Source organism: Bifidobacterium sp. C0047B3, assembly GCF_056590535.1.
Genome location: NZ_JBWPWH010000001.1, coordinates 299,837 through 312,466, shown reverse-complemented (window position 1 = coordinate 312,466; position 12,630 = coordinate 299,837). Strand labels below are relative to the sequence as shown.

The 12,630-nt window shown below is 43.8% G+C and carries 11 protein-coding genes; 1 reads left to right on the top strand and 10 read right to left on the bottom strand.

Annotated elements, in window-relative coordinates:
• Window positions 1-2: 2 nt before the first annotated feature.
• From carB to AC1EKT_RS01025, 6 genes are all read right to left on the bottom strand, one after another.
• Window positions 3-3,398: a carbamoyl-phosphate synthase large subunit gene (gene carB, locus AC1EKT_RS01050; protein WP_481615908.1), complete on the bottom strand. Its 3,396-nt coding sequence runs from the start codon at window positions 3,396-3,398 to the stop codon at window positions 3-5.
• A 51-nt stretch (window positions 3,399-3,449) separates the two neighbouring features.
• Window positions 3,450-4,661, bottom strand: a complete 1,212-nt coding sequence (gene carA / locus AC1EKT_RS01045; protein ID WP_415687119.1) for a glutamine-hydrolyzing carbamoyl-phosphate synthase small subunit — start codon at window positions 4,659-4,661, stop codon at window positions 3,450-3,452.
• A gap of 86 nt (window positions 4,662-4,747) precedes the next feature.
• Window positions 4,748-5,233, bottom strand: coding sequence for a transcription antitermination factor NusB (nusB, locus tag AC1EKT_RS01040; protein ID WP_481615907.1), 486 nt, complete (start codon window positions 5,231-5,233; stop codon window positions 4,748-4,750).
• A 167-nt stretch (window positions 5,234-5,400) separates the two neighbouring features.
• Window positions 5,401-5,964 (bottom strand): elongation factor P, encoded by a 564-nt coding sequence (gene efp, locus AC1EKT_RS01035; RefSeq protein ID WP_004111770.1) that lies wholly within the window; start codon window positions 5,962-5,964, stop codon window positions 5,401-5,403.
• Window positions 5,965-6,083: 119 nt separating this feature from the next.
• A complete protein-coding gene (locus AC1EKT_RS01030) occupies window positions 6,084-6,932 on the bottom strand; it encodes a hypothetical protein (RefSeq protein ID WP_391495856.1) in 849 nt (282 codons plus the stop codon).
• A gap of 176 nt (window positions 6,933-7,108) precedes the next feature.
• Complete coding sequence (locus AC1EKT_RS01025; protein ID WP_481615906.1) at window positions 7,109-8,305, bottom strand: zinc-ribbon domain-containing protein; 1,197 nt, start codon at window positions 8,303-8,305, stop codon at window positions 7,109-7,111.
• A gap of 116 nt (window positions 8,306-8,421) precedes the next feature.
• On the opposite strand from AC1EKT_RS01025, the gene AC1EKT_RS01020 reads away from it, so the two are divergent.
• Window positions 8,422-8,811: a YccF domain-containing protein gene (locus tag AC1EKT_RS01020; protein WP_421785248.1), complete on the top strand. Its 390-nt coding sequence runs from the start codon at window positions 8,422-8,424 to the stop codon at window positions 8,809-8,811.
• On the opposite strand, the gene pyrE is transcribed toward AC1EKT_RS01020, so the two are convergent.
• The 4 genes from pyrE to pyrF form a co-directional block, all read right to left on the bottom strand.
• On the bottom strand, window positions 8,787-9,479 hold the full coding sequence (pyrE, locus tag AC1EKT_RS01015) for an orotate phosphoribosyltransferase (RefSeq protein WP_481615905.1): 693 nt from the start codon (window positions 9,477-9,479) through the stop codon (window positions 8,787-8,789). The two genes, AC1EKT_RS01020 and pyrE, sit on opposite strands and share 25 nt — an antisense overlap.
• 61 nt (window positions 9,480-9,540) lie before the next feature.
• Window positions 9,541-10,542, bottom strand: a complete 1,002-nt coding sequence (locus AC1EKT_RS01010) for a dihydroorotate dehydrogenase (RefSeq protein ID WP_033888448.1) — start codon at window positions 10,540-10,542, stop codon at window positions 9,541-9,543.
• Window positions 10,543-10,547: 5 nt separating this feature from the next.
• Complete coding sequence (locus tag AC1EKT_RS01005; protein WP_421785243.1) at window positions 10,548-11,444, bottom strand: dihydroorotate dehydrogenase electron transfer subunit; 897 nt, start codon at window positions 11,442-11,444, stop codon at window positions 10,548-10,550.
• Window positions 11,445-11,572: 128 nt separating this feature from the next.
• On the bottom strand, window positions 11,573-12,616 hold the full coding sequence (gene pyrF / locus AC1EKT_RS01000; protein ID WP_481615904.1) for an orotidine-5'-phosphate decarboxylase: 1,044 nt from the start codon (window positions 12,614-12,616) through the stop codon (window positions 11,573-11,575).
• Window positions 12,617-12,630: the final 14 nt, after the last annotated feature.

Genomic DNA, 12,630 nt, shown 5'->3' with positions numbered 1-12,630 from the left:
TATTAAGCCCGACTTTCTTGACTTTCTGCCTGTTCAATTGCAAACAGTTGCTGAGCATGTTCTTGTATGCTCATCACCTGATAATCGTTGTTCTTAACAGCTTCAATAGCCATTAATACTGGTGCGAATTCGGTAATAGTAGTGAATTGCGGAAGATCTGCTGCTACAGCTGCCGCACGAATGGCATAACCATCAGTGCGCGATCCCCTTGAATTCGGCGTATTCAATACCATATCAATCTTACCATTTTCGATAAGCTCTACAACATTCTTACCGATTCTTTCATGCGCTTTCTCACTATTTGACATATCCTTCGCCGTGTCGCCTTGACTAGAAAGCTTATCGACAATCACAGAATCAATGCCGTAACGACGAAGCACAGAAGCTGTACCTTCAGTAGCCCAAATAGTAAAACCAAGCTCCACTAATCGCACTGCAAGAAGCGGAAGTTGACGCTTATCTGCATCACTTACAGACACAAACACGTTGCCGCTGGTAGGCAAACCACCCTTATATGCTGCAAGCTGGCTCTTAGCAAAAGCGTGTGGGAAGTCGCGATCGAAGCCCATAACTTCGCCAGTAGAACGCATCTCAGGTCCGAGCAAAATATCAACCGTGCGACCAACAGGAGTGCGGAAACGCTTGAAAGGCAGCACAGAAGCTTTAATAGCAACCTGCTGACCTGGATGAATGTCACCACCGTCGCCCTTTGGAAGAAGAAGACCGCGCTTACGCTGCTGGGCGATTGTTTCGCCAGCCATAATTCGAGCAGCCGCTTTAGCAAGAGCAACGCCAGTAGCTTTAGAAGCAAACGGAACAGTACGAGAAGCGCGAGGATTTGCTTCGATTACGTACAAAGTGTTTGCCATAAAAGCGTACTGAACGTTAATAAGACCACGAACCGAGCAGCCGCGAGCAATCGAAAGCGTACCCTCGCGAAGGCGGCGAATTTGATCGTCCGAAAGCGTGCTTGGAGGAAGAGTACAAGCAGCGTCACCAGAGTGCACGCCAGCTTCCTCAACATGCTCCATAATGCCGCCAATATAAAGCTCGTTGCCGTCGTAAAGCGCGTCAACGTCGATTTCAATAGCGTCCTGAAGGAACTTATCAATCAAAAGCGGCGAAGGCAAGCGGCCAGAAACAACCGTGTCTGCTCGAGCCTCATCCAATGCGCGATCAACATACTTTGCAAGCTGAGCGTCGTCGTATACAATTTCCATGCCACGACCGCCGAGCACGTAGCTTGGACGCACAAGAACCGGGTAGCCAATTGCGTGAGCTGCATCTTTTGCTTCCTCAAGGCTCAAAGCTGTGCCATATCGAGGAGCATTCATGCCTTCTTGACGAAGAACCTCGCCGAAAAGCTCACGGTTTTCAGCCAAATCAATAGCCTCAGGAGTCGTTCCCAAAATTGGAACTCCTGCAGCTTTAAGACGAGCAGCAAGCGAAAGTGGAGTTTGACCACCAAGCTGCACAATCACACCCTTAACAGGACCAAGCTTCTTTTCTGCTTCGTAAATTTCAAGCACATCTTCGAAAGTAAGCGGCTCAAAGTAAAGGCGATCAGACATATCGTAATCTGTAGAAACTGTTTCAGGATTGCAATTAACCATAATGGTGTCGTAATCCTTGCCCAATTCCTGAACAGCGTGAACGCAAGTGTAATCAAACTCAATACCCTGGCCGATTCTGTTTGGACCAGAGCCAAGGATAATAACAGCTTCGCGATCGCGCTTCTTCAACTCGCTTTCGTCAGCGTAGCAAGAATAGTAGTACGGAGTTGCTGCGTCGAACTCAGCTGCACAAGTATCAACCGTCTTGTAAACAGGGCGCAAACCGTAAGCCCAGCGAAGCTCACGAACCATGTTTTCGCCTTCGTCGCCAAGATTACGCAAATGCGCAATTTGAACGTCCGAAAGACCAGCAAGCTTAGCACGCTTCAAAACCTTAGGAGTTAATGTTTCAGCTTCGCGAACTGCGAGCGCAGTTTCGTTAATTTGAGCCAGCTGCTCTACAAACCAAGGATCGATTTTTGTTGCTGCAAAAATCTGCTCCGGCGTAGCTCCTCCCCAAAGCGCGCGCTGAATTTGCAAGTAGCGATGCTCTGTTGGAGTGTGCATTTCTTCAAGAAGCTTGACTACTTCTTCCTTGCTTGGGCGCTCTCCGTCCCAGCTAAAGCACGCGTGACGCTTGTCGATTGAGCGCATTGCTTTTCCAAGGGATTCCTGGAAGTTTCCAGCCAAAGCCATTGCTTCGCCAACAGACTTCATAGAAGTTGTAAGCGTGGTGTCTGCTCCTGGGAACTTTTCGAAAGCAAAGCGTGGAATCTTCGTTACAACGTAGTCGATTGTTGGCTCGAAGCTTGCAGGAGTTGAACGCGTAATATCGTTTTGAATTTCGTCCAAAGTGTAGCCGAGCGCAAGTTTCGTTGCGATTTTTGCGATTGGGAAGCCGGTTGCTTTAGATGCGAGCGCGGAAGAACGGGACACGCGCGGGTTCATTTCGATTACGATAATGCGACCAGTTTGAGGGTTGATTGCAAACTGAATATTGCAACCGCCGGTATCGACGCCAACGCCTCGAATAATAGCAATACCGATATCGCGCATCTTTTGATACTCGCGGTCGGTAAGCGTAAAGCAAGGAGCTACTGTAATCGAGTCGCCAGTGTGCACGCCTACAGGATCGACGTTTTCGATTGGGCAAACAACTACGACGTTATCTTTTGCGTCGCGCATAAGCTCAAGCTCAAACTCCTTCCAACCTTCAATGCCTTCTTCAATAAGCACTTCGTTGGTTGGAGAATAGTGAATGCCGGCTCCTGCAATGCGGTGAAGCTCTTCTTCGTTATGAGCAATACCAGAGCCCAAGCCGCCCATTGTGAAGCTTGGACGTACTACTACCGGGTATCCTAAAGTTTCAACAATTTTGTCTACTTCTTCGATTGAGTGAGCAATAAAGGATTTTGCTGACTCAGCTCCAGCTTTTTCAACAACTTTTTTGAAAAGCTCTCGGTCTTCTCCGCGGTCGATTGCTTCCAAAGAAGCACCAATAAGCTCAACGTTATATTTTTCTAGGATTCCTTCACGACCCAAATCCATTGCAGCATTAAGCGCAGTTTGACCACCAAGCGTTGGAAGAAGCGCATCCGGACGCTCCTTCGCAATAATTCGCTCCAAAATCGAAGTGTCAATTGGCTCAATATATGTTGCGTCTGCAAGTTCCGGGTCTGTCATAATCGTAGCCGGATTAGAGTTGACTAAGATAACGCGAATGCCTTCTTCGCGAAGAACTCGGCAAGCCTGCGTTCCGGAATAATCAAACTCTGCAGCCTGACCAATAACAATCGGACCGGAACCAATTACCATAACCGACTTAATATCAGTACGTTTTGGCATAGTAAACTTCTCTTTCCGTAAATCTTAAAATCTTACTTGCTTTTTCGAGTATTACTTGCTTTTTCGAGCGTTTTCGCGCATCAATTGCACAAAACGGTCAAATAGATAGGAAGCGTCGTGCGGGCCTGCTGCAGCTTCCGGATGATATTGCACTGAGAACGCTGGAATATCAAGGCATTGCAAGCCTTCTACAACGTTGTCGTTCAAGTCAATATGCGAAACTAGCACGCGACCAAAGTGGCCGTTTTCGTAAGGAGACTGAACAGGACCGTCAAGAGGTGCGTCCACAGCAAAGCCGTGATTGTGAGCCGTAACTTCCACTTTTCCGGTTGTAACGTCTTTTACAGGCTGATTAATACCGCGGTGACCAAACTTCAACTTGTAAGTTCCAAAGCCGAGCGCGCGACCAAGTAACTGGTTTCCAAAGCAGATACCAAAGAACGGGTAACCTGCATCCAAAACTTTGCGCAAAAGCTCAACTTCGCGATTTGCTTGGCCAGGGTCTCCAGGACCATTCGAGAAGAATACGCCGTCTGCATTAAGAGCTTGCAGCGATTCGAAGCTTATTGAGGAGCTTACAACGTGCACGCGGCAGCCGCGCTCAGCCAAACGGTGAGGAGTCATAGATTTAATACCAAAGTCGACTGCTACAACCGTGTAAAGCGGATCTTTTCCTTCAAAATCACCGCAAGGCTCAATCGTGTACGTTTCTTTAGTACTGACTTCATCCGTTAAACGCAAGCCCTGCATTTGAGGAGTTTGCTTAATTTCGTCAACGAAAGAAGCGACGGTACGAAAAGCCCCGGTTGACGGATCAACCAGGGCCTCATTAGAAAAAATGCCGGCACGCATAACGCCTACCGAGCGTAAATGACGTACCAGCTTTCGAGTATCAATACCACTAATGCCAACGATACCTTGCTTTTGTAAATCGTCTTCCAAGGAACCTTCAGCTCGCCAATTGCTAACTACTGGGCTTGGCTCCTTAACCACGTAACCCGCAACCCAAATGTGGGAAGATTCTGGATCTTCGTGATTCATTCCCGTATTACCTATATGTGGGAATGTTTGAACTACGATTTGTTGATCATAACTTGGATCAGTTAATGTTTCTTGATAACCAGTCATGCCCGTGGAGAACACAATCTCAGCGCGCGTAGAACCTTGCGCACCAAAAGGCTTACCAACGTAAACCTGACCATCCTCCAACACCAATACTGCATCATCACTGCCGAATCCGGCAAAGGTGTCGTTGTAATCCACCTTAACCCCCTTATGGCTTTAGGATATTCGTGGTAAGTTTACTCAGGTTGGCGGACGGGCGACGCGCCGGCGGTGGTTATTGCTTCTTACTCGGCAGCAGCATCTTCTTCCGTAGACTCTTCCGCAGCAGCGTCTTCAGGAGAAGATTCGCCATTAAACTTTGCCAAGCAAGCGTCTTTATCTGCCATAATCGCGCTTAGTAAGCCGTGAATAAACGCAATAGCTTCGTCGTCGCTATACATTTTTGCGAGCGCAATAGCCTCGTCAATAGCAACTTTATCTGGAATCTCATCATTAAGAAGCATTTCCCACACCGCAATGCGCAAAATATTGCGATCGATAACAGCCATTCTGCCAACTTTCCAGCCAGTCGAATAGCGGTTTAGCGTCTTGTCAATTCTGTTACGTCGCTCTCCTACGCCTCGAACAATCTCAATCGCGTACTCTGGGAGCGGAGTTTGAGCGCCAGGCTCCTTAACTCGCTCCTCAAGCAAAGAAAGAATATGCTGATTCTTCTCATCCGCCTCATACAGCGTATTCAAAGCCCTTTTACGAGCGGTAGAACGTGCCATCGTAACGCCCTTCTGTGTAACGTATAAAAATTACTTAATAAAGTTGTATCAAAAATTACGCGACCCAGCAACGAATAATCGCCACCGGGTCACTCTATAAAAATTATTTAGAAATAAATAGCTAATTTAATTAGATAACTAATTATTTTAATTAGATAATTAATTCTTTAGTTTTCACGACCAAGGTAAGAGCCGTCACGAGTGTCGACCTTCACCTTTTCGCCTTCACCCACGAAGAGTGGAACCTGGATTTCAGCACCGGTTTCCACGGTTGCAGGCTTAGTACCAGCGTTAGAACGATTGCCTTGCAAGCCTGGCTCAGTGTGAGTAATAGTCAAAATAACGGAAGCTGGAAGCTCAACACTCAAAGGAGTGCCGTCATGGAAGCTTACGATGCAGTCGGTGCCTTCAAGCAAATACTTGCTCTGCTCGCCAACCAAAACCTTAGGAATATAAACCTGGTCGTAAGTGGTCATATCCATAAAGACGAAGTTGTCGCCATCTTCGTATGAATATTGCAACGTGCGGTTATCAACGGTCTCGAACTCCATCTTCATGCCGGCATTAAAAGTCTTGTCGACAATCTTGCCCGAGAGCACGTTCTTAATGGTGGTACGCACAAAAGCAGGACCCTTGCCCGGCTTCACGTGCTGGAACTTAACGACGGTCCAAAGCTGACCGTCAAGGTTCAAAACCGATCCATTCTTAATATCATTGGTAGTCTGTGCCACGAGTTACCCGTTTCTTTCGACGTAGGCCGTTTAACGCGGCCATGTAATAAACCTTGCTAATTATGCCACAATGCCTCAACTAATTAAAATAACAACACTTTCCTAGCGCAATTAGTTGATTATTGTTTATCATTTTGATTTGAAGATTCCGGATTATTGCTGCGACCCATTGGAATATAACCGCCTTGATCATCCTTAGGATGTGGAGCATTTAACGGATACCCATTGCCATCAAGATTTGTAAAATCTGCGCTTATCTTCTTAATTTTCGCCAAATAATCTTTAATAGCATTTTGCAAATCTGTAATACACTGGTTTAATTCATCGCTGTTGTTACTGCTTTTAGCAAGAGCTTTTCCTGCAGTATCAACAACTTTTTCTAAATCGGCTTTAGCTGCACCAAAAATAGGAACATTCTTAGTTTTATCTATAAGCTCTTGACCTTGCTTAACTAATTCTAATAGCTTATTAGAAATTTCTTTTCTACCTGTTTCCAAAGCTGTTTTAGCAGATTTTACAAGAGCGTCTCCGTCTTTATTAAAAGAGTCGACTTTATCTGAAAGCTTATTTTCAACAGATGAAGAATTATCAGAATCAGTTCCAGCAGGACAGTTAGGTATTTTCTCTTTAGAATCAGATTTCGCGTAATTTAATGATGATTCAAAATCTTCAAACGCACTTTTAGCTTCATCTGAATACGAATTGAATTCAACTTTTTTAATATTAATAGCGCGAATAACGTCATCATCTGAAAGAGATTTTATAAGATTTTTTTGAGCATTAACTGCTTTTTCTCGCATTTGAATACAAGTTTTAGAAGGAGCAGAAACACTATTTTTCGGCTTGTTTTTATTGGTAGTTAAGAAGAATACTGCTGCGACTACGATTGCAACTACTATAATCGAAACAGCAACTACAGCAATAACGACTTTACTATTTTTAGAAACAGAACTATTTTGCTCTCTCATAATCAGTCACTCCACCATCTAAAAAGTAACTAAAATAGACTTTAATTAGCAGACAGAATTAGACGCTAGTTTAAAATCTACTTATAAAATACGAATCTTATAAATTCTATCATTTAAACTATTTACGCACCATATTCTCGCAAATAATTTTCAGCCCTACTACTTAGATTATGGATTTAGAGATTATTTTTCAACAAATTCAACAGTTTTGAAACAAATTCAGCAACGTCATCTTTATCTGCACCTTTTGTTAGAACAGACACTCCGATCCTATTCTTGCCCTTCTTAAGAATCAAGAAATAGTTATAAACATTCTTAATTCCTTGACCACGATGAGCCATAACCTCTATGCCGTCTGGAACATTCACGCCATCAGCAGAAATATCGTAACCCGTTGCATTGGCAATAGTCGAATTTTGCATAGCTTTTGAAAGCATCATCGCAGCATCATGAGAAGAAGTAAGATTTTCGTGACCATCGTTCGATGCATCAACATCACCATATTTGCGAGTAAAAGATGTATTTGAATAGCCATTATCTGACAGCCATTGATCTAATCCGTCTATGCCACCTTGATCATCTAAAAGCTCATTAGCGGAGTCATTACTCATTGTCTTAATAACATCTTCACACTTATCTTCATAATCATGCTGTTGATTGTCCTTAGTATAAAGAACAACAGGGAAATAAAAACCTACAGCAGGGAATGTTTTACGAGAATTAGAAGACTCATACAATATGCCCTTCTTGCCAGAAATTGCTACAGACACGCTATTATTTGAAGCAAAATTGTTTACTAATTTATTGATTTTTTTAGTATTGAGCTTTTCACTCGCGCCAATAGCGTTATCCTTATCGCTGCTAGCATCGCTATCTTCATCGTCTGAATCTAAATCATCATTGGTTAGAACATGCTGCTTAGATTTATTATTCTTTGATTTTGATGATTTTAATTCAGTTTTATTATTTGATTTAGCTGTTCGCGCATTATTTACATACCACCATGCACCAGCACCTATAACCAAAACACAGGCAATAATAGCTGCTATTAAAGTAATAATTACTTTCTTCTTGCGCTTATCCTCATCTGAATGAGAATAATTAGCCGGAGCTTCGCCTTGTGCGTAAGATGAATTATTCATAGAAGACTGTTCGCTCGAAGAACCCATAATAGGAGAACCTGAAACGCTTAGATTATCCGGTAAAGCTTCCTGCGCATGAAATACAGTAGTAGGAGCTTCGTTAGTAGGCAATTCGTATTGTTGATTTTGGATTGCTGACTCGGCTGCTGGCGTAACTTCTAAAAGCGCTCCGCAAGTATTGCAAAACTTGCTATTATCAGCATTTTTATTACCACATTGCGTGCAGAACATATTCTTCCTTTAAATAAATACATCTATTGCAACGCATTATTTTACACCCGCTTACAATAGATTACTTATCAAAAATCATACTTCATTAAAACTTAAAAAACTTATATACTACTTTTATGAAACTTCTTGGCAATATTGTGTGGCTGATATTCGGCGGTCTTTTCATTGCTGCAAGCTGGTTAATTATAAGTTTCCTTCTTTGCATAACCATTATTGGCATACCATTCGGTATTCAAGCATTCAAAATGGCAAAGCTCACGCTCACGCCATTTGGAAAACACGTTATTTACCAAGGCGGCACTAGCACAATTTGGAACATACTATGGATTGTATTTTTCATTGGGCCAATGCTTGCATTAGGCTATATCGTTTCAGGATTCATTTGCTGCTGCACAATTGTTGGCATTCCATTTGGCATACAATCTTTCAAAATGGCAAAACTTGCGTTGTGGCCGTTTGGTTCCGAAATTGTAGAGGATAATTACGCACCATACGTACGCAAGTAATCTGCAGCGCGCGAAGCTAATTCCTCACTCATTACAGGATTTCCGTCGTCGCCTTTAATACGCTCAGCTGCAGCGAAAATTTCGCGCACGTTTGCAATTGGCAAAACTGGGAATCCAAACTCCTGCTCTACTGCTTTTACTGCAGAAAGCTCACTGTCTTTCGTGCGTTCCATTCTGTCTACTGCCAAAATCAAGCCAACAACTTGCACATTTGCTTCCGCTTTAAGCTTTGGCAAAGTTTCGCGAACTGCGGTTCCAGCTGTCATCACGTCGTCAACTAACAGAACTTTCATGCCGTCTTTTAACGGTTTTCCAACCATAATTCCGCCGTCGCCATGATCCTTTCGCTCTTTGCGATCGAAAGTAAAGCCGACAGGCATATTGTGATTATTCGTCAAAGCCATTGCCGTAGAAACTGCCAGCGGAATGCCCTTATAAGCAGGACCGAAAACAGTATCGATATCTTGCGGAAGTTTGCCATCTTCGATTGCTGCAACAACGCGCTCAGCGTAGTATGCGCCTAGATTTGCGATTTTCATGCCGTCGTCAAAAGCGCCAGCGTTAATAAAATAAGGTGATTGACGACCAGATTTCAGCGTAAAGTCACCAAATTTAAGCGCACCTGAATCAAGCAAAAACTTTGTAAAACGTTCGTCTAATTCTGCCATAATTAACTCTCTTTCTTAAAATAATTTTAAATACTTTCTAAATACGCTTACTTTCTTAATTTCAGCGCCAAGTCTTTCCTTCAGCGAGCAAAGACGCAAGCTTTGGACGAGAATCAAGCAAATCGTCAAGCTCGCGAGCAATGCGAATAGGAGCAGTAGGATCCACCAAAGCGGCAGCACCAACTTCTACAGCATTCGCACCAGCATACAAGTATTCCAAAGCTTTTTCGCCAGAATCAATGCCACCAATGCCAATAATTGGAATATCTGGCATAGCCTGGCGAACTCGCCACACGAATCCAAGTCCAATTGGGAAAATAGCAGGACCGGAAACGCCGCCCGTGCGGTTTGCAATAATCGGCTCGCCTGTTCGAATATCAATTCGCAAACCAACAAGCGTATTAATCATGCTTAAAGCATCCGCTCCTGCATCAACTGCAGCTTTGCAAATCGAAACAATATCAGTCACATTTGGCGTCATTTTTACAATCATTGGCTTATCGGTCATTGCACGAAGACGCTTAATTAAGCGGTGAAGTGCCACCGGATCAGTGCCAACGCTCATTCCGCCGTGAGTCACGTTTGGGCAGCTTACGTTAATTTCGAGCATGTCTGCAGCAGAATCTGCAAGCTTTTCAACAACTTGCGCATAATCGTCGTCACTGTGCCCTGCAACATTAGTAATAACAAGCGCTCCCATGGATTTTAGTTTTGGCAACTCGTCTACTAAATAATGGTCGACACCAGGATTTTGCAAGCCAACTGCGTTTACCATTCCAGAAGGAGATTCTGCAGTGCGCGGAGAAGGATTTCCTTCCCACGGAACAGGAGAAACACCTTTTGTACAAATTGCGCCGAGTTGGCTTACGTCGTAAAAGCGTCGGCAAGCTGCAAGCTGGAAAGTTCCAGAAGCAGTTCCAACCATGTTTTTCCACTTAACGCCTGCGACTTGAGTTGGATGCTTCCAAACGTGGCTAGTGTCAAAGCCAAAAGTTTCAGCGGAATTTGTTGCGGAATTTGCGTTATTTACAGAATTATTTTCGGCATTATTTACAGCACTCATATTTTTTACTCCCAACCCAAACGATTCGCATCAAAAACAGGACCGTCGTTGCAAACTTTCAGCCTGCCTTCCAAAGTGTCAACAACGCAAGCAACGCAAGTTCCGTATCCGCATCCCATACGCGCTTCTAAACTGAGCTGGCACTCAATATTTCTTTCATGCGCCCAGTGAGCTACGGCTTTCATCATAGGCAAAGGTCCGCAAGACAAAATAACCGTTGGCAAATCGTCTTCGAAATTAAAATGCTTAACTTTTTCAAGTTCGTCAAGAAGTGTAATAACAGTTCCTTCAGCATTTGTAATACTGTGTACGTCTGAAATATATTCTTTCGTTAAATCATCTGCAAAACGCTTGTTACGGTAGCCAAGCACTGCAGTTACGTTAGAATCTTCACGCTTTGAAAGCGCTTGAGCAGCACACAAAATAGGTGGCACACCCAAGCCGCCACTAACCAACACATAATGTGCAGGTTTGGAAATATTAAAGCCAAGTCCCAAAGGTCCAAGAGCGTCAACGCTATCTCCTGGTTTAAGCTCAGCAAACTTAGCAGTACCTTTGCCAATCACAGCAAAAATCAAAGTAAAAGAATCACCTTCTACGCTTGCAACTCCAAAAGGACGCGGAAGCATAGCAGTTGGATCAGGGGAATACAAGTTCACAAATTGCGCAGGAGCAGCTTTTTTAGCAATCTCTAAATCTCGCAAAGTCAAACGGTACACGCCTTCGTCTAGCTTCTCATTATTGAGCACTTCTACAGCTCTGCGCCCCCAAAGGCGCGAATATTTTGCATTATTGCTTTCGTCTGCAGAACTTGAGCCGGAAGAATCAAAAGCGTCTTCACGTAACGTAATTATGGCGTTTCCAGAGGCTTTTCGCGTTGGAATAAACATGCCATCACTCATGTGGTTTCCCCTACCCTTGTATGTGTTTTGTACCGTTGCGTTTTGGTTACTTTTTTAGTTTTGATTTTAATTTATTTTTTAATTTTATTTTTAAGTTTTATTTTTTGTTATACATTTTGTTATACATTCTAGCGATACACTGCATTACGCAAGTCATCTCGCATGTTTCTCGCGGCAACAGCTGCAGAATCACGCACAATATCAAGAACGTCATCAAGAGACATATGCCCTTGATTTTTAGCGTAATCTTCAGACTTTTTCCAAGCAGCAATAATACCGCGCGAAGAGTTTACAATAGCACCTTCAGAGTTTGCATCAAACATTCCAGCAACATCTTGAGCCGTACCGCCTTGAGCGCCATAGCCTGGAACAAGGAAGAAAGTGTGCGGCATAATCTCGCGCAAATGCTTGCCCTCCTCCGGATGCGTGGCACCTACAACTGCACCAACCTTAGAATAGCCATGCTTGCCAATGCTTGAAGCACCCCAGTTCTCAATCAAATCAGCCATATGCTCATACACTGGCTTGCCATCTTGCAAAATAAGCTCCTGCAGCTCTTTGCTAGAAGGATTCGAGGTGCGAAGCAGTACAAAAATGCTTTTATCGTGCGCTACTGCTTCATCAATAAAAGGCTTCACACCATCCGAACCCATATAAGGGTTTACTGTAAGCGAATCTTCATGCCAAACGTCAAGATTTTTAGAGCTTTTTAGAAGATTTTTAAGAGATTGTGGCACCGCGCTGCTATTAGTGGCGTCGTCTTCAAAATATGAAGAAAGATTAGCGAAACCGCTTAAATGAGCAGCATATTGACCAGCTGTAGAGCCAATATCTCCGCGCTTTGCGTCACCTATTACAACTAATCCTTGCGATTTTGCGTACTCGCAAGTCATTGCGTACGTGTCCATTCCAGCGGAACCGAGAGCTTCGTACATTGCAATTTGCGGCTTTACAGCCGGCACAAAATCTGCAACCGCGTCGATAATAGCGCGATTAAACTCAAAATAAGCTGTAGCTAAAAGCGTTGGCAGCGCATCCTCGCCTTCTACTTCTTGCAAAACTTCGTCCGCAAGAGAGCTAATAATTTCCACAGGCACAATTCCAGGCTTAGGGTCCAAGCCCACAACACTAGGATTTTGCTTGACTGCAATCGCTTCAATAAGTTCGTCCATAATTTACTACCATT

What these genes read in the sequence shown, in the direction of transcription:
- carB (WP_481615908.1), bottom strand. Translation starts at nt 3,398, where the DNA reads ATGCCAAAACGTACTGATATTAAGTCGGTTATGGTAATTGGTTCCGGT.
- nusB (WP_481615907.1), bottom strand. Translation starts at nt 5,233, where the DNA reads ATGGCACGTTCTACCGCTCGTAAAAGGGCTTTGAATACGCTGTATGAG.
- AC1EKT_RS01030 (WP_391495856.1), bottom strand. Translation starts at nt 6,932, where the DNA reads ATGAGAGAGCAAAATAGTTCTGTTTCTAAAAATAGTAAAGTCGTTATT.
- AC1EKT_RS01025 (WP_481615906.1), bottom strand. Translation starts at nt 8,305, where the DNA reads ATGTTCTGCACGCAATGTGGTAATAAAAATGCTGATAATAGCAAGTTT.
- AC1EKT_RS01020 (WP_421785248.1), top strand. Translation starts at nt 8,422, where the DNA reads ATGAAACTTCTTGGCAATATTGTGTGGCTGATATTCGGCGGTCTTTTC.
- pyrE (WP_481615905.1), bottom strand. Translation starts at nt 9,479, where the DNA reads ATGGCAGAATTAGACGAACGTTTTACAAAGTTTTTGCTTGATTCAGGT.
- AC1EKT_RS01010 (WP_033888448.1), bottom strand. Translation starts at nt 10,542, where the DNA reads ATGAGTGCTGTAAATAATGCCGAAAATAATTCTGTAAATAACGCAAAT.
- AC1EKT_RS01005 (WP_421785243.1), bottom strand. Translation starts at nt 11,444, where the DNA reads ATGAGTGATGGCATGTTTATTCCAACGCGAAAAGCCTCTGGAAACGCC.
- pyrF (WP_481615904.1), bottom strand. Translation starts at nt 12,616, where the DNA reads ATGGACGAACTTATTGAAGCGATTGCAGTCAAGCAAAATCCTAGTGTT.